The following is a 19376-nucleotide window of genomic DNA, read 5'->3' on the forward strand; positions in this document are numbered from 1 at the left end:
GTAATTATACAATTTCGGCACTAAGCCCTGCTTGTAATAGTTTCGTACAGCGTGGTTTTAGGTCTTCATAATCACCTGTTTTTACGGTACATTTTCCATTATGGTGCACAATAATTGAGCATTGTTCTGCTTGCTCAGGAGTATGATCACAAACACCAATTAAAGTTTCAATGACATGATCAAATGTATTTACCTCATCATTAAACAAAACAATTTCGTTTTGTTTTTGGGTTTCTTCTTCTAAAAGTAAATCTTCTAAGATCTTTTCCTTCGTGCTCATAGACCTAATTTTGGACTAAGATACAAATTCTAATAAATCAGAAATAGAAAATTGCTATAAAATCCAAGAAACTAGTACTAATTATAGAATAATAAAAAAAGGTATTCTAAAATTTAGAATACCTTTAAAATTGTAATGTATTTTTTTAAGTCTTAGTTAATTAATAAAGATAGTTTAATGCTGTAATGTCATTATTATTAAACTCACCATCTTCATTTGAGCTAAAACATGCTAACATAATAGATGTAGGATCATAAGCAGATGGTGTTCCTGGTACTGGTATAGCGCCCACTCCTGCTGTTCCTTCATTTGTATTCTGACCGCAACTTTGACGACTAAACCAATCTGTATGTCTGAAACCAACAGAATGACCAATCTCATGCGTAATTACATGCTCAATAACATTTACATCATAATTGCTTAAGCCGTAAATCTGAACAAATTTATTTGGATTTCCATTACTAGGAAATCCCGCAGAACCACCTGCACCTGATTCGCTAGGGTTAAGGTAAACTACCATATCTTTATCATCATAAGATGTCCCAAATGTTAAGGTAAAACGAATACTTAAATTTAAAGCATTGTAATTACTAACAGCGTATTGCAAAGCAGTTTGCTCTTTGGTTGACAAGGCATTTTGACCTCCAGTGTACCCAATAATTGTTAAGGTCCTAGGACTAACTAAATTAGTGGTATGGTAATTTTTAGCGCTTTTAATATCAATTTCTGATAAACTTTTAAACTGTTCTGCAGAAAATAAGATATCATTCTCTAATTGAAATCGCTCCTCCATTGAACCATCAGGAAGCATAAAATCTATAACGTCAATTTCGTTAACATTATAGTAGTTGTTTTTAAAAACACTTGTTACTTCATCAGTAATTTGTAGCTTTTCTTGTTCAACATTTTCTACACTAGCTTCTGGCACCAGAAGGTCGTTTTCTTTCTCTTTTTCACATGAACTAGCCACTAATAAAAGTGACATAGCAATAATAGTTAAATCGCGTTTTTTCATAAATAATTGTGTTAAATAAGTTAAAAAATATAAAACTATATCTTAAAAAAAATACATTACACCGACAATATATGACAATTCAACGATAATTTTGTAAAAATTTTAACATTTTCGATAAACGGCAGCAACCCAATTATTTCTACTCAAATTAGAGGTAAACTCCAAATGATGTTCTTTACACTTGGCTGATATTGTGGGAATATCTTCTGCATAAAAACCACTTAAAAACAGGGTCCCATTCACTTTTAAACACTTTGAATATTCAGAAATATCTTCTAGTAGAATGTTTCTATTTATATTCGCTATGATGATATCATAACTTTTATTCTTTAAAAGATTAACATCGCCTTCGTATACATTTATATGACTACAATCATTACGCTCTACATTTTCTAATGCATTTAAATAGCACCAATTGTCTATATCTATAGCGTCTATTGTACTAGCTCCTTTTTTTGCCGCCAAAATAGCCAAAACTCCTGTACCACTTCCCATATCTAGAACAGATTTTCCTTTAAAATCTGTATCTAATATATGTTGCAACATCATATGTGTAGTTTCATGATGACCGGTACCGAAACTCATTTTCGGCTCGATTACAATATCATACTCCACTTCCGGTTTTTCATGAAAAGGTGCACGTACTACACATTTTTCATCTACCTGAATAGCATTAAAATTCTGTTCCCAAGTTGCGTTCCAATTCTCCTGTTCTATTTCTTTAAAATCATACTCAATTTTAAAAATATCATTATCCAAAATAGTGACATTATTAAGAATAGTATCTGACCAATCCTCTTTTTTGATATATGCTAAGACTCCCTCTTCGGTTTCTAAAAAGCTTTCAAATAAGACCTCTCCTAATTCTGCTATTAATATATCTGACGCTGGCTGTAATGGCGCTACTCTAAAAGTATACTCTATGTAATTATTCTCTTTTTCCATTTTAGGTATAATATAAAAGGGCATTCTAATAGAATGCCCTTATGCTTTAATATGTATTTATTCTTTAGATTGCTTTGATAATGGCAACAAAATCATCTGCCACTAACGCTGCTCCTCCAATAAGACCACCATCTACATCTGGCTTAGAGAAAATCTCTACAGCATTGTTTGGTTTAACACTACCTCCATATAAGATAGATACGTTATTAGCAATTGTAGCATCATAAGCTTCCGTGATAGATTTACGGATAAACGCATGCATTTCTTGTGCTTGCTCCGGAGATGCTGTTTCTCCAGTACCTATAGCCCAAACTGGTTCATATGCTAAAACAATATTTTTCCAAGAGTTTGCTTCTAAAGAATATAACGCATTTTTAAGTTGACTTGCTACTACATTAAAATGATTGTCTGATTTACGATCTTCTAATTCTTCTCCAAAACAAAACATAATACGCATATTTTTAGCAAGCGCAGCAATCACTTTTTTTGCCAAAATCTCATCTGTCTCCCCAAAATAAGCTCTTCTTTCTGAGTGACCAATAATTACAGTCTTTACGCCTACATTCTGTAACATATCTGCAGAGATTTCTCCTGTAAATGCTCCGCTTTCTGCATAATGCATATTTTGCGCTATAACTTCAATAGTAGAAGATTCTAAACTACGTACTGCACCAGCAAGGTTTACAAAATTTGGCGCAACCATCACCTCAGCTGTTGTATCTGGTAATTTAGCAGAAAGTTCTGCTAATAATGCTTCAGTTTCAGTACCATTCTTATTCATTTTCCAATTCCCTGCAACTATTTTACTTCTCATTTTGTTCTGTTTTCAATTATTAAATGACTAATTATATACTACTTTAATTTAAACGAAAAACTATTCTAACGTTATCGCATCTAAATCATTATAATGTTTTTTCTGTGTGATGGTACCTTTATTCAAAATTAGGACTCCTGGGTTAGAACGAACTATTGTTTTTAAGGTAGTTTGATCTGTAAAATAAAACTCAAAATTTAATTTATACTCTTTTAGCAATTTAGTCGCAAAATCTTCGCCAGAGGCAGACATGCCTATAACTTTATAGCCAGCTTTTTGCGCTTTATCTGTAAGCTCTTTTACATCTTCAAAAGCACTATACGTACTTTGTCCTAGATCATAAGCAATTACCATCATTAATTTAGGCTCTTGCAATAATTCTGTTGCATAATCTACCCCGTCTTTTTCTATGGTAAAATCATGAATTGGAGGCTCATAACCTTCTTGTACTTCTGTCGTTTCTACAGCTATAAATTCACCATCTACGGTAGGGTAGTCACCTTGAGTAACAATAATTTTTTCCTCTCCATCTACCTTGAACTTCCAAGCATAATCAAATATTGCTTTTGGCGCACCTTCTGGAGCAGACATACCTTCTTCTATATTTGCACCAATTTTATAGGGCCTAAAATCTATCGCAGGTAAATGATTAAGCACGTAATACACAAAAATTACACACGCAGCCAAAGATGCTCCTGTGACAATCCTATTAAAACTAGGATTAAAAATGGGCTGTACATACCGTTTACCTACTACTATAATAACAATAAGAATTAATAGTATTATATCTTTGGTAAAAGACTGCCAGGGTGTTAATTTTAAAGCATCACCAAAACAACCGCAATCTGTTACTTTATTAAAATAAGCCGAATAAAAAGTCAAGAACGTAAAGCCAATAATCATGACTAATAAACTATACATAGTAAACCTTTGCCTAAACCCTATTAGGAGTAGAACACCTAACAAGACTTCCAAAATCACCACAAAAATTGCAATTTTTAACGCATGTGGCTCAAAAAACGGCATATTTAAAACGCCGAAACTAAAATACTCTTCCAACTTAAATGAAAACCCTACAGGATCATTTAATTTTATAAAACCACTAATTATAAATAATATTCCTACAACTGTTCTACAGAACCCAACCAAGTACTTCATGTAATTATTTAGAATTTAATGTTAAATGTATCATAGCAAATACTGCATAGTTTACCATATCTTGGTAATTAGCATCAATACCTTCACTCACTAAAGTTTTCCCTTTGTTATCTTCAATTTGCTTAACACGTAATAATTTTTGTAAAATTAAATCTGTTAAAGAGCTTACACGCATTTCTCTCCATGCTTCTCCGTAATCATGATTTTTATTTTCCATCAGTGTTTTAGTAATGTTTACGTGGGCATCAAATAACGACACTGCTTCGTCAACATTTAAATCTGGCTGATCTGCAATTCCTTTTTCTATCTGGATTAAGGCCATTATCGAATAATTAATAATTCCGATAAATTCAGATTGCTCCCCTTCTTCCACTTTCTGTACTTCATTCTCTTGAAGACTACGAATTCGTTGTGCCTTAATAAAAATCTGATCTGTTAAGGATGGTAATCTTAGAATTCGCCATGCACTACCATAATCTTTCATCTTTTTAGAAAATAAAGTGCGACATATTTCTATTACGGCATCATATTGTTCTGAGGTTTTCTGCATGTATTCTTTCTAATTTGTGTAAATTTCGTTCAAAATTTTTAATTGTTCAAGTATAGTGCTTTAAACTTGCAGTGCTATTGTAATTCTTGACTAATTCTCAATAAAAATGACCATAAACTGCAAAGGAGATCTAATTAAAATTGGAGTACCAAAAATAATGGGTGTTCTTAATACTACGCCTGATTCATTTTATGATGGAGGAAAATACAAAAATGAAACTGAAATTCTTAATCAAGTTCAAAAAATGCTTGTTGATGGAGCCACTTTCATAGATATTGGCGGATATAGCTCAAGACCTGGTGCTTTACACGTTACAGAAGAAGAAGAATTAAATAGAGTTGCACCTATAGTAGCTTTGGTACTTAAAAATTTCCCTGAGTGTAAAATTTCAATAGACACCTTTAGAAGTAAAGTAGCAGAAGCCTGCATTAATGAAGGCGCAGCAATGATTAATGATATTTCTGCAGGAAATATGGACCCTGACATGATGAACGTTGTTGCTAAACATCAAGTTCCCTACATTATGATGCATATGAAGGGAACCCCTCAAAACATGCAGAAAAACATACAATATGATAATTTACTTACTGATATTCTAAGTTATTTTGCCGAAAGAATAACTACAGCTCAAGATAAAAAAATTAATGATATTATTTTAGATCCTGGATTCGGGTTTTCAAAGACATTAGAGCAGAATTATGAATTAATGCAAAAATTAGAGCTCCTGAAAAATGCTAAAAAACCAATCTTAGTTGGTATTAGCAGAAAATCTATGATCTATAAGTTATTAAAGAGCGATGCTCAAAATGCTTTAAATGGTACGACTAGCTTACATACAATTGCTTTAATAAAGGGCGCTAACATACTCCGGGTTCATGATGTAAAAGAAGCTGCAGAATGTATTACTATAGTACAGCAATTAAAGTGCAAAAATACCTAGTTTTTGTTCATGTATTTTTCCTAATTTTACAAAAACCCTAACACTTGGATTTTTTAAGCTTTCTAGATTTTAAGATTACAGATTTAATAGACATATTACTTGTCGCTACGCTGTTATACTACATTTACAAATTGGTTCGCGGCACTGTTGCGATAAATATTTTCATTGGTATTGTTCTTGTTTGGGGTTTCTGGAAACTCACAGAGCTTTTAGAGATGAAAATGATTTCTAGTGTTATTGGCGGTTTTATGCAAGTTGGTTTAATTGCACTAATTATTGTTTTTCAGCAAGAGATAAGAAAATTTTTGCTAATGATTGGTTCTACCAATTTTGCGAATAAAAGAAAATTTATTAAACATTTCAAATTCCTGAAACAAGAAGTGACCACCATCGGCACAGATGTGGACTCACTTGTAAGTGCCTGCGACAAAATGAGTTCATCAAAAACTGGCGCTATAATAATTATTAAGAGAAGCAATTCCTTAGATTTCGTAAAATCTAGTGGCGATAAAATGTCTATTAAAATTACCCAACCTATTATTGAAAGTATTTTTTACAAAAACAGTCCATTGCACGATGGAGCTGCTGTGATTGAAGGCAATTATATTGTTGCAACCCGAGTGATACTCCCCGTATCTAACGAACGTAATATTCCATTACGCTTTGGATTAAGACACCGAGCTGCCGTTGGCATTACGGAGAAAACAGATTCTCTAGCCATTGTAGTAAGCGAAGAAACAGGAATGATTACCTATATTAAAAACGGAGAATTTGTATTATATAATGACTTAACAGAGCTTTCTAGCATGATCAAAGAAGATTTGATGTAAGTAAAAAAACCGCCAACCAACCAACCAACCAACCAACCAACCAACCAATCAACCAACCAACCAACCAATCATTTACCATCATGGAATGCAAAAACTGCACCCTTACCTTAGAAGAAAATCATAATTTTTGCGCTGATTGTGGAGCGAAAGTGGTCAGAAATAGATTGACAATTAAAAATTTATTTGGTGATTTTGCACAGCGCTATTTAAATATTGACAATACCTTCATTCGCACTTTTGGTAAATTATTTGTAGCTCCTGAAATAGTAATTCTTGGATATATTAATGGTGTTCGTAAAAAATATATGAATCCCATCTCTTATTTCACAATTGCTGTTTTCTTGGGGGGACTTTTCTTTTTCTTAGTTCAAAAATTCTTTCCTACAGCAATGGATTTTCAATTTACACAAATGAACGTTGACAGTTCCGATGCATCACAACAAATGGGATTAGAGTTTGGGAAGAAGTTTCAAGATATTACAGTTGAATATCAAAGCCTCTTTTATTTAGCAATGCTCCCTTTTCTATCCTTAATATCAAGAGTAGTTTTTTACAACAAAAAGCAATTTAATCTCAGTGAGCATTTCGTCATCAATATGTATGCGTATACACAAATGTCAATTTTAGTCAACATTTTATATATCGCAAGTATATGGAATAGCCAATGGATATATTATCTTTCAATGAGTAATGTTATTACCTTAGTTTTATACTTTTCTTATGTATATAAAAAGGCATTTCAATTATCGTTTAAGCAAATACTCTTAAAGCTTTTGTTATTTCTGGTAATTTTCGGAATACTATTCTTAGGTATTATTATTTGCGCAGTTATTTACTTGGCATTTTTTACAGACACTTTCAAAAATCTTAAAGATGCGCAGGCAATGCTGTACTAAGCCACTTCTTCTATAGAAAATTGTGCTTCATAAAGATTATTATAGTACCCACCCTTTTTAAGAAGTTCTTTGTGTGTGCCTATTTCAACAATTTTACCGGCATCCATAACAATAATCTTGTCCGCTTTTTTAATCGTTGCTAATCTATGTGCTATAATAATTGAAGTTCTACCTTCTGTAATTTTATCTGTTGCTTTCTGTATCAACTGCTCAGAATACGTATCTACAGAGGACGTTGCCTCATCTAAGACCAGAATGCTCGGGTTACTTACATACGCTCTTAAAAATGCTATGAGCTGCCTTTGTCCGCTAGATAACATAGTACCGCGCTCCTTTACATTATAATTATAACCTTCTGGTAAACTTGCTATAAATTCATGCACCCCAATTTCTCTAGCAGCAGCCTCTATTTGTGCTGTTGTTATGGCTGTATTTTTAAGTGAAATATTATTGGCAATAGTATCTGCAAAGAGAAAAACATCTTGTAACACTACCGCTATTTTAGAGCGAAGAGATGACAGTTTAAAATCTTTAATAGAGACACCATCAATAGCTATTTCTCCAGAGTTAATCTCGTAAAATCTATTTAGCAGATTGATAATAGTAGACTTCCCTGCTCCTGTGGCACCAACTATTGCTACGGTCTCTCCTGCTTTGACATTGAAAGATATTCCATGCAATACCTCTTCATCTTCTAAATACCCAAAACGAACATCCTTAAAATCAATAGCTCCTAGAATAGCTGCTTTTTCAATAGTTCCAGAATCTTCAATTTGACTTTCGGTATCTAATATTTTAAACACTCTATTAGCCGCTACCATACCCATCTGTAAGGTGTTAAACTTATCTGCAATTTGACGTAAAGGTCTAAACAACATATCAGAAAGTAAAATAAAGGCGAAAATAGCCCCGTACTCACTAGGGCCAACATTAGCTATATTTAATAATCCGCCATACCAAACAATTAAACCAATGGCTATAGAAGATACAATTTCTGCAATCGGAAAGAAAATAGAGTTATACCAAACTGTTTTTAACCATGCATCTTTATGCTTTTCGTTAATTTCTCTAAACTTTTCCTTTTCAATTTCTTCCCGGTTAAAAAGCTGAACTATTTTCATTCCAGTTATCCGTTCTTGTACAAATGAATTTAAGTTAGACACCTCAGCTCTAACCTCCGTAAAGGCAATTTTCATTGCTTTTTGAAACAATCTGGTTGCATAGGCGATAATAGGCAATAATGCAAAAACGATTAAAGCCAATTTCCAGCTTTGATACAGCATGACACCTGCCACAACAATCATTTTAAGTAAATCTGCTACAATTACAAAAAAACCCTGACTAAAGATCTCTCCTATTCGCTGCATATCTGCAACTGCTCTGGTAACCAAAACACCAATAGAGGAACTATCAAAATACTTCATCTTAAACCCTAACATGCGTTTAAACAGATCTATTCTAACATCTTTGATTACAGATTCTCCCAACCAGTTGGCATAATAATTAAACCCTAACTGACTCACTACCTGCCCAATAAGAACCGCTAGCATAGCCATTGTCATATATAATAATTTCTGACTGTCTTTCTGTGTAATTGCTTCATCAACAATATTACCAACAATTATCGCCGTCATTACAGCAAAACCTGAAAGTAAAATTGCAGCAATAGCTACCCCGTAGAAAGTAACACGATAAGGCTTTGTGTAGTTTACTAATCTTTTAAACAAGAGAAAATCAAATGCTTTTCCTGATTTATTATCCATGGTTTTTTACAATATTATCTGGGTATAAAACTGAGGTCAAATATAAGCCTTTTGCTGGGGCTGAAGCCCCTGCCTTGCTCCTATCTTTACTTTTTAATATAGCTTTAACATTGGAGATATCTATCTTACCCAAACCAACCTCTAGCAATGTACCAACTATAGCGCGCACCATATTCCTTAAAAAACGATCTGCTGTAATTGTAAAAACTAAGATTCCGTCAGTCACTTTCCATTCCGCATATTTTACATCACAATTAAACGTATTCACAGCTGTATTACTTTTTGAAAAGCACTCGAAATCTATATGTGATAAGAAAACCTGAGCAGCTTCATTCATTTTATTGATATCTAATGGATATTTAATTAAATGAGCATGGTTCGTCAAAAACGGATTTTTCTGTTGTACAATCCAATATTCATAAGTTCTAGCAACTGCATTAAATCTTGCATGCGCGTCTTCTGGAACCTGAAAAACATCCAGTATAGCAATATCTTTCGGCAAAAAAGCATTTAACCTAAACACAAAATTTTCTTTATTTGGTATTTCTTCAAAATCAAAATGAGCATACAATTCCTTTGCATGCACTCCCGCATCTGTTCTACCGGCACCCATCAAAATAATTTCGTTAGCTAATAATTTTGATAAGGCATCTTCTAAAACGCCTTGTACCGTAACGGCATTAGGTTGTTTCTGCCACCCATGATAATGTTTTCCGAAGTAAGAAAAACGAATAAAATACCTCAAAGGAATATGTTATTTTTGTGAAATACAAAGGTACTAAAGAAATACGATATTGCTTCTTCACCTCTTGGTCTGAATCACAACAACACGATGACACTAGAGAACCTTTTTTAATTTATTTTGAAATTTAACAAATGACCCGAATACTTTTACTTTCTGATACACATAGCCATATAGATGATACGATACTGAAATACGCTAAAAAAGCAGATGAAATATGGCATGCAGGTGATATTGGCACACTAGATGTTACTGATAAATTAAAAAAAATAAAACCTATCAGGGTAGTCTATGGCAATATTGACGACCATGTAGCACAAATGGAATTCCCGCTAGACAATAGGTTTATGTGCGAAGGGGTTGATGTATGGATGACCCATATTGGTGGCTATCCAAATAGATACAATCCTAGAATTCGTGAGGATATTAAGAAAAACCCGCCTAAATTATTTATTAGCGGACATTCGCATATTTTAAAAGTAATGTGGGATAAAAAACTGAATCTTTTACATATGAATCCTGGAGCATGTGGCAAACATGGTTTTCACCAAGTGCGCACAATGCTACAATTTGTTATTGACGGGAAAGAGATAAAAGATTTAGAAATAATTGAGTTAGGACAGAGAGGATAGCTGATTCTCATTAAGAATTCCTACAAAAAGAAAAACGATTGCCTTTCGACAATCGTTTTTTTTCTTTAAATTTTGACACTCAACTATTCGCAGCTATTAAGCGCTTTTGCAAATTTTGTTAAATCCTCTTTAGTATTTTTAAATGCTCCTGATTCTACATTTGCTTTTAAAGCCGCACAACCATCACCAAAGACAGCCAGTTCTTTATTAAAACCGAAAACAAAATTCTTTCCCATAGTAGATGTTCCTTCTTCAGATCCATTCAATAAAAGCACATATTCATTGGTCATGTGCTCATATAAATTAACCTTTACTCCTTCTACCAAGACTTTTGCAAATTTTAGAGAAGCATTTTCATCACCCGCTAATGAAGATTGAAAATTAATAACTTCAAAAACATCACCACTAGCTACTACCATTTTCTTAGTATTAACCGCTTCAAATACCTTAACTTCATTATCCGCTGAATCTACCAAATTAGCTACCGCACTAACGCGAGACAACTCATTAGCTGTTACCAGTGTCTGTAAGGTGTCATTTTGAGCTGTAATCAAAAAAGCAATAGACTTTTCAGAGGTATCCTCAGGTGCTTGAACAATAATTTCGGTAACCACTGGTTCATCAGAAATATCTTCGGTAATCACCTCAAAATGCCTTGTGTCCAATTCATTAAGTTTCAATTCTTCTATTAATTTATCTGCATTTGCAATAATTCTTTTTCCATCGCCTTTATCATAATCATTTGCTATAAGCTTATTGGCATATTCCTTTGCTTTTTCAGGTTGATCTAATTTTAAATACAACAACGCATTATTATAAAAACTAGCATACCTTACTTTACGCGATTTCTTGTCATCACCATTAAACCTAACAACGACATCATCAAAATAACCAACAATAGGCTTCACCTCTGCTAATAGAGTTTCTACGGGCTGATTATACTCCATCTTTTCAAAGATTTCTTTTAACCCATTACCTGCTTCTTGATGCTTTCCAAATTCCGAATGTTTTTTATTTCCTAAAATCCAGAAATTATTACCATTAGAACTGGTATAAGGCACATATCCATATAAGTAATTAACCCTACTATATATTTGATCTTCAATTTCTGAACGATGTTTTACACGATACTCATCTCGAATATTATACCTATTGTCATTATAATATTTACTCGCTGCAGAATAAGATTTAAAGCTAGAACTAACATAGTTATCTGATTCCTGATACGTATTAGAACTACTTTTTTCCGTATAAGAATTTGCTAAAGACAAGGTTGCCGAAGAGCTAAAACTTGTATGCACATTATAGTAATATTTGGTAGAGATTACTTTCCCGTCTTCATCTTTCTCCTCAACAGTTTCTTTTTCTATATTAACTTCACCAGCCTTTGTTCCATGAAAATTAAACACAAAATCTATAGTACCGTTAGTAGCCACTTTTGTAAACCCAGACAATCCAATACTTCTTGTATTGGAAGAATAGGTACGTTTGGCATCCTCTAAAATGGGGTGTGAAGGCAAATTTACGTAAGAAACTTTAAAATATTCACGATCTAAATTGGCACTTTGGGCACACAAAGTGGTGCTTATTGAAGTAAATAAAAGAAAACATAGTAGTGTTAATTTCATGAAATTTGAATTTTTGTTAAAATAATGTTAACGAATTACAACATTTAATTTAAAAAAAACAAATAAATAGTAGAAAATAAACCTTACCATTCTTAATTTTTAAACCATAAAAAACCCGGGCACTACCCCGGGTTCAACGCACTAATACTACTAAGATGTTAGGTTTAACGTAAGCGATCCACAGATTTTACAAGATCCTCATCCTTCCTAATTGCCTTGTTGGCCAAGACTAAAAAAACGATAGAAAAAATAGGAATCAGCATCCCAATACCCTTCTCAGAAACCGAAATTTCTCCAGATAAGTTTAGCGATCGATAAACGAAAAATCCTAGTAAAAAAAGGTTCAATATCATATTCAATCTGTTTGCTACAAATTGGTTTTGTCTTTTTTTATATAACCCTACACTCACTAAAGCTAATATCGCCGAAACAAAAAATGCTCCAGAGATTAAAACATCATCTTTGGCAAAAATTTCCTTTCCTTCAATATCCGACCATAGGTTTACCCAAAACGGTAAAGCAGCCGTCAATAGTATAACGATTAGTAAATATAATGTTTGGATTCTTTGAATCATTCTTTAAATTATAATTTAAGACTGCAAAATAAGCGTCTTTTTAAGAAATATCAATGAAATATTGAAAATAATTTGTAATATTGTCTCGCAGTACCATAACACTCACCAATATTTAGGACATCGTTCCGTTAATTTTCAAGATCACAATACACTTCATATTTTCATAGAGACGTATAATTTATTCAATTATTAATGTTTGAAATTTCAGATTTAAAATCAAAAAAGCTTCCTGAGCTTCAGGAAATAGCCAATGGTTTAAAAGTACCAAAGTACAAAACCTTAAAAAAACTAGACTTAGTTTATCAAATTTTAGATGTGCAAGCTGCCAATCCTAAAGTTGTACAAGCTACACTAAGTACTACTACTCCCGAAGTAGCAGAAAAACCTAAACCTGCTAAAGTTGCACGGCCTAAAAAACCGAGAATAACGGCTAAAACAGAGAAAACAGAAGAACCTACTGTTGAAAAAGCGGTAGAAAGCATTCCTAAAAAGCCAAATCCGAGGCCCAATAAGCCAAACCCGAGGCCAGTAGTTGCAAAGGAAGTTCCTAACAAATCTATTGAGGAAAGACCTACCAAAGAGGCTCCTAAAGAAGCTAGAGCTCCGCACCCAAAAAATACAAAGGCTCCAGCTCCAAATCAGAAAAAGGAGTTTCAAAAAAAGACACCTGTTCATACCAATCAGAACAACAACAATCCAAATCAGAATAACCCCAATCAAAATAATCCGAATCAAAACAAACCTAATCCTCGTCCAAAACAGGAGAAGAATAACAATTTTGATAAAGATTTAAAAAATAGGTATAAAGAGCCAGAATACGAATTTGATAGCATTATTGCTAGTGAAGGAGTTTTAGACATTATGCAAGATGGCTACGGTTTCTTGCGCTCGTCTGATTACAACTATTTATCATCACCTGATGATATTTATGTTTCTCAATCTCAAATACGTTTATTTGGATTAAAAACTGGGGATACCGTTTTAGGAAATGTTCGTCCACCAAAAGAGGGAGAAAAATATTTTCCTTTAATTAAAGTGAACAAAATTAATGGGATAGACCCACAAGTAGTACGTGATCGTGTTGCTTTTGAGCACTTAACTCCATTATTCCCGCAAGAAAAATTTAACTTATCAGAAAGACAAGGTACAATCTCCACACGGATTATCGACTTATTCTCTCCTATCGGAAAAGGACAAAGAGGTATGATTGTATCGCAACCTAAATCTGGTAAAACTATGTTGCTTAAAGATATCGCAAACGGTATTGCAGCAAACCACCCAGAAGTTTATCAAATTATATTACTAATTGACGAACGCCCTGAAGAAGTTACAGACATGCAACGTAATGTACGTGGCGAAGTTGTAGCATCTACTTTTGACAAAGAACCTACAGAACACGTTAGAGTTGCTAATATTGTTTTAGAGAAAGCAAAAAGACTTGTAGAATGTGGTCATGACGTGGTTATCTTATTAGATTCTATAACACGTTTAGCACGTGCATACAACACCGTACAGCCGCCATCCGGAAAAGTATTAAGTGGTGGTGTAGATGCAAACGCATTACACAAACCAAAACGTTTCTTTGGTGCTGCACGTAACATAGAAGGCGGAGGATCATTATCTATTATTGCAACCGCCTTAACAGAAACAGGTTCTAAAATGGATGAAGTCATCTTTGAAGAATTTAAAGGTACCGGTAACATGGAACTACAATTAGATCGTAAGATTGCTAATCGCAGAATATTCCCTGCTATTGACCTTACCTCTTCTAGCACACGTAGAGATGATTTATTACTAGATGAAACTACCATACAGCGTATGTGGATTCTGCGTAAATACCTTGCAGACATGAACCCTATTGAAGCTATGGAGTTTATTGAACAACGTATTAAACAAACAAAAAATAATGAAGAATTTTTAATGACAATGAGTCAGTAAAATCAACTTTCTTTTAAATATTTAAAACCCAATGAAAATTTCATTGGGTTTTTTATTTCCTTTATTTTCAAGGATATACCTATTTCATTGGATGAATTAATAGCGTTTAGCATTCAATTTCTCAATTATTTCAAATATATTTACAACGCACAAAAAGTACAATCCCCTCTACGACTTAAATGCAAGTAAATTTTATAACCCTAAAAACTACAACCGATGACATGTAAAAAAAACTTGGGATTGTTATTCATTGCTTTCTCTTTACTCGTAAGCTGTAATTCTGAAAAAAAACCGACAACTCCTGATGCTGAGCCAACGCGCAAAGAGCAACACGAAGAAACCACAAATGAAGTAAAAGCTCCCGAAAAAATTATCAGTATTACAGAAGCTAAAGAAGATTACGACAATTACACTAAAAAAAGAGCTAACCTAATTGAAGCCACAGAAGAACCTTTAGAAGATGGGTCTAAATTTATAGCTTCCCGCTATGGTGATTACGACATAGAGACCGTAAAAAACTATATTGCTTACGTAGAGCAAGAAGCAAAAGAAGCAGGGGTTAAAGTAGAAACCTTACGTTTTTATTTCTCCACCTATCCTGCTAAAAAAGAATCTTCTGATCACAAAGAGGTAAAACACCCGCGCCAAAATTCGTTTTTCATCCTTCCAACAATGAAAGTTGACGCCATGAATATGGGTTTTTATATTAAAGATTTAGGCGATGGCAAAAAAGAAGCTGCTTTGATACGTGACTACCCAGGAATCCTAGACAGCAAAATGGGAGATACTCATAAGAAAACGAATAAATCTTATGCCTCGTTTATACCCACAACTACAGCTGCGCCTATAATGTTTTCAGACCAAAGTTTGATTATGAACAAAACAACAATGGGTCCACCTCCCTATGATTCTGATTTTAATTGATTAGTATAAATAAAACATTTTGTTAAAAGAAATATTACTTTATCCTCCTCTGCAAATTTACTTTGTAACATTGATAATTACCATTTTTAGATACCCGAAATATTTTGATTCTAAATTAAAATATTTACCGGTTCTATTAATGTATATATTTCTTACTGAATTATTAGGTCTGATAATAAATCTTGATTCAAGTAAAAATCCCTTTTTTAATGATTTATATTCTAAATATAATTTTATAATATTTATAGTGTACGACTTAATGTTTTTTGGCTATTTTTTCTATTTGTTTTGGCATTTTTGTTGTTTACAACAAAATAAAAAAATAATATTAATCGGTTCTACAACATACGCCTTAACCTTTTTAATTAATGCTATGTTTACAAATATAATAATAGAGCCTCAACTTTATTCCTATAATATTGGAAGCTTAATTATAATTTTAGCCGCTTTTATTTTTTTAAAAGAAAAGATTCAAACGAGATTTTTTAAAAAAAATGCACTTTTTTGGATTAGTATTGGGTTACTTATATTCCATATAGGATTTATCCCCATTAACATTTTATACTCTTTTTCTACAATGGAAACGAAAACAATGAATTATATATTGCCAAAATTTCATTTAGCTTTAGTCTTCTTAATGTACGGGAGTTTTATTTACGGATTCATTCAAATGAAAGGAAAATTAAAAGTATAACCCCTAACCTCAACTAAAAATGATTAAATTAAGCACATTAAAAAATCCCCTATTAATTTGCTTGAAATTATATTTTCTGATCATTACCTAATACTTTATGTAGCTACAATAGTAGCTTCTATTCTTAGCTATAAAAAGTATTTTGAAAGTAAATTAAGGTTTCTACCTATTCTGTTAACTTATATTTTGTTAACAGAAGTATTAGGTCTTGTTATACAATTAGACCCTGAACTAAATCCCTTTATCACTGGCTTATATTCAGACTACAACTACATTATATATTACACATATTCAATTATATTTTTTTGTTACTTTTTTTACATCTATTGGTATTATACCTCTAGCAAAAAAATAAAAAACATAATAGTTTACGGAGGAATAGCTTATTTAATTATAGCCATTATAAATGCATATTTCAAAAGTATTATCACAGAAAGACAATTGTTCTCATATACGTATGGATCGCTTTTACTCATTTTCTCAGCTCTCAACTTTATCGTAGAAAACAAAAGTAACCCCACCCTCTTTAGAAGACTGCTATTCTGGATAAGCACAGGCCTCATTACGTATCAGAGCATTTATTTTCCTATCAATATTGTTCACAGCTATATTACCCAAGAAAATATAGATTTGTATTATCAGATTGCACCTTTTCACAAAGCTGCGGTAGTTGTTTTATATAGTTGTTTTATTATTGGTTTTATAACCATGAAACCTAAAATAAAGTAACTCTAGTCTATTTAATCCTACTAATTGAAGCCCGTAGTACTAAAAATACCAAAAACTCTTTAAATGGGACATTTTTAGCTTGAAATCAAAAACAACCAAAATATTTACATAAACACAACAATTAGGCTTGATCCGTTTAGACAAATTATTTAAAAAAACAAAAGCGCCTCATCAAATGATGAAGCGCTTTATATTTTGTATAACAAATTTCTACAAAAAATTATAGAGCAGCAATTTGCTTAGATAATTTACTTTTAAGATTAGAAGCCTTGTTAGCGTGTATAATATTACGCTTAGCCAATCTATCAATCATACTTACAACAGTAGGGAATAAAGTTTCAGCAGCTTTCTTATCTTCTTCAGTACGAATTTTTCTTAATGCATTACGCATTGTTTTGTGCTGATATTTATTACGGATACGCACTGCTTCGTTTCTTCTAATTCTCTTTAACGCTGACTTGTGATTTGCCATTTCTTTTCTAATTTATTTATTTAGGATTTTCAATCCTTAATTTTTTAAAGTAGTCCGTAGGGGAATCGAACCCCTGTTACCAGGATGAAAACCTGGCGTCCTAACCCCTAGACGAACGGACCATAATATATTTAAACTGAACAGTAAGAAATAGAAAACTCTATCTCAAACTATTTTGTAGTCCGTAGGGGAATCGAACCCCTGTTACCAGGATGAAAACCTGGCGTCCTAACCCCTAGACGAACGGACCAACAAATCGCGTAATTGCGGATGCAAAAATACAACTATTTTTCACTATTGCAATAGCTAATTATTATTTTTTGAAAAATTAATACGCTTTCGCAAATAACACTCTATTTTTTGATGGTTTTCCAGTAAGAATACAGACACCATCTTCTAGCTTAACATCTATCGGAATGCAACGTATTGTTGCCTTTGTCTCGTTTTTAATTCGCTCTTCAGTTTCCGGAGTACCATCCCAATGCGCAGAAATAAATCCTCCTTTATTTTTTAAAATATCTTTAAATTCTTCGTAATTATTTGCTTCTGTGATATGATTCTCTCTATAATCCGATGCTTTTTGAAAAATATTCTTCTGAATATCTTCTAATAAAAACTCAATTTTAGCCACAATTTCGTCTGCCTGAACGGTCTCTTTTTCCAAAGTATCTCTTCTAGCAACTTCAAAAGTACCATTATCCATATCTCTTTGACCAATAGCTAAACGAATAGGAACTCCTTTAAGCTCATATTCTGCAAATTTAAATCCAGGTTTATACGTATCCCTGTTGTCATATTTTACAGAAACTCCTTTTGCGCGTAATTCTTTTAAAAGTGGTGCAATACGCTCTGAAATAGCATCTAGCTGCTCATCACCTTTATAAATAGGAACAATAACGACTTGTATTGGCGCTAATTTTGGAGGAAGCACTAAACCTTTATCATCACTATGCGTCATTACTAAAGCTCCCATCAATCGTGTAGAAACCCCCCATGAGGTAGCCCATACCAATTCTTGCTTTCCTTCTTTTGAAGTAAATTTTACATCAAAAGCTTTTGCGAAATTCTGACCTAAAAAGTGAGATGTACCCGCCTGCAAAGCTTTTCCGTCTTGCATAAGGGCTTCTATACAATACGTTTCAATTGCTCCTGCAAATCGTTCTGTTTCTGTTTTTAAACCCTTTATTACTGGAACTGCCATGTGGTTTTCTGCAAATTCAGCATAAATATTCATCATTTGCTCTGCTTCTGCAACAGCTTCTTTCTCTGTAGCATGAGCTGTGTGCCCTTCCTGCCATAAAAATTCTGAAGTACGTAAAAACAGACGCGTACGCATTTCCCAACGCACAACATTAGCCCATTGGTTAATTAATATTGGTAAATCACGATACGACTGTATCCACCTTCTATAAGTATCCCAAATAATGGTTTCAGATGTTGGTCTAACAATTAACTCTTCTTCTAATTTAGCATCAGGATCTACAATAATTCCGCTTCCATCTTCGGCCATTTTAAGCCTGTAATGCGTTACCACAGCACATTCTTTTGCAAAACCCTCTACATGGCTCGCTTCTTTACTTAAATATGATTTGGGTATAAACAAAGGAAAATAGGCATTCTCATGACCTGTTTCTTTGAACATAGCATCTAAAGCTGCTTGCATTTTTTCCCATATGGCATACCCGTAAGGTTTGATGACCATACAGCCTCTAACTCCCGAATTCTCAGCTAAATCGGCTTTTACAACAAGTTCATTATACCATTTAGAATAATCCTCGCTTCTTTTCGTTAAGTTTTTACTCATAGTACTTAGTTTGGCACAAATCTTGTACCTTTATTTAAAACAATAGT

The 19376-nt window shown here is 33.1% G+C and carries 19 protein-coding genes and 2 tRNA genes; 7 read left to right on the forward strand and 14 right to left on the reverse strand.

Annotated features, from left to right (window positions below):
• Nucleotides 1-4: 4 nt before the first annotated feature.
• The 6 genes from CELAL_RS02355 to CELAL_RS02380 all read right to left on the reverse strand — a co-directional run bounded on the left by CELAL_RS02355 (nucleotide 5) and on the right by CELAL_RS02380 (nucleotide 4762).
• Complete coding sequence (locus CELAL_RS02355) at nucleotides 5-280, reverse strand: ATP-dependent Clp protease adaptor ClpS (RefSeq protein ID WP_013549310.1); 276 nt, start codon at nucleotides 278-280, stop codon at nucleotides 5-7.
• A 160-nt stretch (nucleotides 281-440) separates the two neighbouring features.
• Complete coding sequence (locus tag CELAL_RS02360) at nucleotides 441-1295, reverse strand: M57 family metalloprotease (RefSeq protein ID WP_013549311.1); 855 nt, start codon at nucleotides 1293-1295, stop codon at nucleotides 441-443.
• 102 nt (nucleotides 1296-1397) lie between these two features.
• Nucleotides 1398-2240, reverse strand: a complete 843-nt coding sequence (prmA, locus tag CELAL_RS02365) for a 50S ribosomal protein L11 methyltransferase (RefSeq protein WP_041557431.1) — start codon at nucleotides 2238-2240, stop codon at nucleotides 1398-1400.
• 64 nt (nucleotides 2241-2304) lie between these two features.
• Complete coding sequence (gene tpiA / locus CELAL_RS02370; protein WP_013549313.1) at nucleotides 2305-3054, reverse strand: triose-phosphate isomerase; 750 nt, start codon at nucleotides 3052-3054, stop codon at nucleotides 2305-2307.
• 60 nt (nucleotides 3055-3114) lie between these two features.
• Nucleotides 3115-4212 (reverse strand): BT_3928 family protein, encoded by a 1098-nt coding sequence (locus tag CELAL_RS02375; protein WP_013549314.1) that lies wholly within the window; start codon nucleotides 4210-4212, stop codon nucleotides 3115-3117.
• Nucleotides 4213-4216: 4 nt separating this feature from the next.
• On the reverse strand, nucleotides 4217-4762 hold the full coding sequence (locus CELAL_RS02380; protein WP_013549315.1) for a DUF1599 domain-containing protein: 546 nt from the start codon (nucleotides 4760-4762) through the stop codon (nucleotides 4217-4219).
• A 106-nt stretch (nucleotides 4763-4868) separates the two neighbouring features.
• Here CELAL_RS02380 and folP point away from each other — a divergent pair, with 106 nt between their 5' ends.
• The 3 genes from folP to CELAL_RS02395 all read left to right on the forward strand — a co-directional run bounded on the left by folP (nucleotide 4869) and on the right by CELAL_RS02395 (nucleotide 7428).
• Nucleotides 4869-5702, forward strand: coding sequence for a dihydropteroate synthase (folP, locus tag CELAL_RS02385; protein ID WP_013549316.1), 834 nt, complete (start codon nucleotides 4869-4871; stop codon nucleotides 5700-5702).
• Nucleotides 5703-5746: 44 nt separating this feature from the next.
• Nucleotides 5747-6532 carry a diadenylate cyclase gene (locus CELAL_RS02390; protein ID WP_013549317.1) on the forward strand — a complete coding sequence of 262 codons (786 nt, stop codon included), beginning with the start codon at nucleotides 5747-5749 and terminating at the stop codon, nucleotides 6530-6532.
• Between the two features lie 80 nt (nucleotides 6533-6612).
• Entirely contained in the window at nucleotides 6613-7428 is an 816-nt protein-coding gene (locus CELAL_RS02395) for a DUF3667 domain-containing protein (protein WP_013549318.1), read from the forward strand.
• Here the strand turns inward: CELAL_RS02395 and CELAL_RS02400 are convergent.
• Both CELAL_RS02400 and truA read right to left on the reverse strand, forming a co-directional pair.
• Nucleotides 7425-9191: an ABC transporter ATP-binding protein gene (locus CELAL_RS02400; protein ID WP_013549319.1), complete on the reverse strand. Its 1767-nt coding sequence runs from the start codon at nucleotides 9189-9191 to the stop codon at nucleotides 7425-7427. The two genes, CELAL_RS02395 and CELAL_RS02400, sit on opposite strands and share 4 nt — an antisense overlap.
• Nucleotides 9184-9936, reverse strand: a complete 753-nt coding sequence (truA, locus tag CELAL_RS02405) for a tRNA pseudouridine(38-40) synthase TruA (RefSeq protein ID WP_013549320.1) — start codon at nucleotides 9934-9936, stop codon at nucleotides 9184-9186. Before truA ends, CELAL_RS02400 begins: the two co-directional genes overlap by 8 nt.
• Nucleotides 9937-10067: 131 nt before the next feature.
• On the opposite strand from truA, the gene CELAL_RS02410 reads away from it, so the two are divergent.
• On the forward strand, nucleotides 10068-10565 hold the full coding sequence (locus CELAL_RS02410) for a metallophosphoesterase family protein (protein WP_013549321.1): 498 nt from the start codon (nucleotides 10068-10070) through the stop codon (nucleotides 10563-10565).
• Between the two features lie 83 nt (nucleotides 10566-10648).
• On the opposite strand, the gene CELAL_RS02415 is transcribed toward CELAL_RS02410, so the two are convergent.
• Both CELAL_RS02415 and CELAL_RS02420 read right to left on the reverse strand, forming a co-directional pair.
• The gene (locus CELAL_RS02415) at nucleotides 10649-12193 is read right to left on the reverse strand and encodes a hypothetical protein (RefSeq protein ID WP_013549322.1); all 1545 of its coding nucleotides are present in this window, start codon (nucleotides 12191-12193) and stop codon (nucleotides 10649-10651) included.
• Between the two features lie 164 nt (nucleotides 12194-12357).
• Nucleotides 12358-12768, reverse strand: coding sequence for a DUF4293 domain-containing protein (locus CELAL_RS02420; protein WP_013549323.1), 411 nt, complete (start codon nucleotides 12766-12768; stop codon nucleotides 12358-12360).
• Nucleotides 12769-12960: 192 nt separating this feature from the next.
• Here CELAL_RS02420 and rho point away from each other — a divergent pair, with 192 nt between their 5' ends.
• The 3 genes from rho (at nucleotide 12961) to CELAL_RS02435 (ending at nucleotide 16324) form a co-directional block, all read left to right on the forward strand.
• Complete coding sequence (gene rho / locus CELAL_RS02425) at nucleotides 12961-14706, forward strand: transcription termination factor Rho (protein ID WP_013549324.1); 1746 nt, start codon at nucleotides 12961-12963, stop codon at nucleotides 14704-14706.
• Nucleotides 14707-14922: 216 nt separating this feature from the next.
• Nucleotides 14923-15630 (forward strand): hypothetical protein, encoded by a 708-nt coding sequence (locus tag CELAL_RS02430; protein WP_013549326.1) that lies wholly within the window; start codon nucleotides 14923-14925, stop codon nucleotides 15628-15630.
• Between the two features lie 19 nt (nucleotides 15631-15649).
• Nucleotides 15650-16324 carry a hypothetical protein gene (locus tag CELAL_RS02435; RefSeq protein ID WP_013549327.1) on the forward strand — a complete coding sequence of 225 codons (675 nt, stop codon included), beginning with the start codon at nucleotides 15650-15652 and terminating at the stop codon, nucleotides 16322-16324.
• Nucleotides 16325-17273: 949 nt separating this feature from the next.
• Here CELAL_RS02435 and rpsT read toward each other — a convergent pair.
• The 4 genes from rpsT to proS form a co-directional block, all read right to left on the reverse strand.
• The gene (gene rpsT, locus CELAL_RS02445; protein WP_013549329.1) at nucleotides 17274-17525 is read right to left on the reverse strand and encodes a 30S ribosomal protein S20; all 252 of its coding nucleotides are present in this window, start codon (nucleotides 17523-17525) and stop codon (nucleotides 17274-17276) included.
• Between the two features lie 50 nt (nucleotides 17526-17575).
• Nucleotides 17576-17647 (reverse strand) — tRNA-Glu (locus tag CELAL_RS02450).
• Nucleotides 17648-17703: 56 nt separating this feature from the next.
• Nucleotides 17704-17775 (reverse strand) — tRNA-Glu (locus CELAL_RS02455).
• Nucleotides 17776-17853: 78 nt separating this feature from the next.
• Nucleotides 17854-19329, reverse strand: coding sequence for a proline--tRNA ligase (gene proS / locus CELAL_RS02460; protein WP_013549330.1), 1476 nt, complete (start codon nucleotides 19327-19329; stop codon nucleotides 17854-17856).
• Nucleotides 19330-19376: the final 47 nt, after the last annotated feature.

This window comes from Cellulophaga algicola DSM 14237 (genome assembly GCF_000186265.1).
Taxonomy (GTDB): Bacteria; Bacteroidota; Bacteroidia; order Flavobacteriales; family Flavobacteriaceae; genus Cellulophaga; species Cellulophaga algicola.

Coding starts and splice junctions, on each gene's coding strand:
- CELAL_RS02420 (WP_013549323.1), bottom strand. CDS start 12,768: ATGATTCAAAGAATCCAAACATTATATTTACTAATCGTTATACTATTG.
- folP (WP_013549316.1), top strand. CDS start 4,869: ATGACCATAAACTGCAAAGGAGATCTAATTAAAATTGGAGTACCAAAA.
- proS (WP_013549330.1), bottom strand. CDS start 19,329: ATGAGTAAAAACTTAACGAAAAGAAGCGAGGATTATTCTAAATGGTAT.
- CELAL_RS02360 (WP_013549311.1), bottom strand. CDS start 1,295: ATGAAAAAACGCGATTTAACTATTATTGCTATGTCACTTTTATTAGTG.
- CELAL_RS02355 (WP_013549310.1), bottom strand. CDS start 280: ATGAGCACGAAGGAAAAGATCTTAGAAGATTTACTTTTAGAAGAAGAA.
- tpiA (WP_013549313.1), bottom strand. CDS start 3,054: ATGAGAAGTAAAATAGTTGCAGGGAATTGGAAAATGAATAAGAATGGT.
- CELAL_RS02410 (WP_013549321.1), top strand. CDS start 10,068: ATGACCCGAATACTTTTACTTTCTGATACACATAGCCATATAGATGAT.
- CELAL_RS02415 (WP_013549322.1), bottom strand. CDS start 12,193: ATGAAATTAACACTACTATGTTTTCTTTTATTTACTTCAATAAGCACC.
- CELAL_RS02380 (WP_013549315.1), bottom strand. CDS start 4,762: ATGCAGAAAACCTCAGAACAATATGATGCCGTAATAGAAATATGTCGC.
- CELAL_RS02395 (WP_013549318.1), top strand. CDS start 6,613: ATGGAATGCAAAAACTGCACCCTTACCTTAGAAGAAAATCATAATTTT.
- prmA (WP_041557431.1), bottom strand. CDS start 2,240: ATGGAAAAAGAGAATAATTACATAGAGTATACTTTTAGAGTAGCGCCA.
- CELAL_RS02430 (WP_013549326.1), top strand. CDS start 14,923: ATGACATGTAAAAAAAACTTGGGATTGTTATTCATTGCTTTCTCTTTA.
- rpsT (WP_013549329.1), bottom strand. CDS start 17,525: ATGGCAAATCACAAGTCAGCGTTAAAGAGAATTAGAAGAAACGAAGCA.
- CELAL_RS02400 (WP_013549319.1), bottom strand. CDS start 9,191: ATGGATAATAAATCAGGAAAAGCATTTGATTTTCTCTTGTTTAAAAGA.
- CELAL_RS02375 (WP_013549314.1), bottom strand. CDS start 4,212: ATGAAGTACTTGGTTGGGTTCTGTAGAACAGTTGTAGGAATATTATTT.
- rho (WP_013549324.1), top strand. CDS start 12,961: ATGTTTGAAATTTCAGATTTAAAATCAAAAAAGCTTCCTGAGCTTCAG.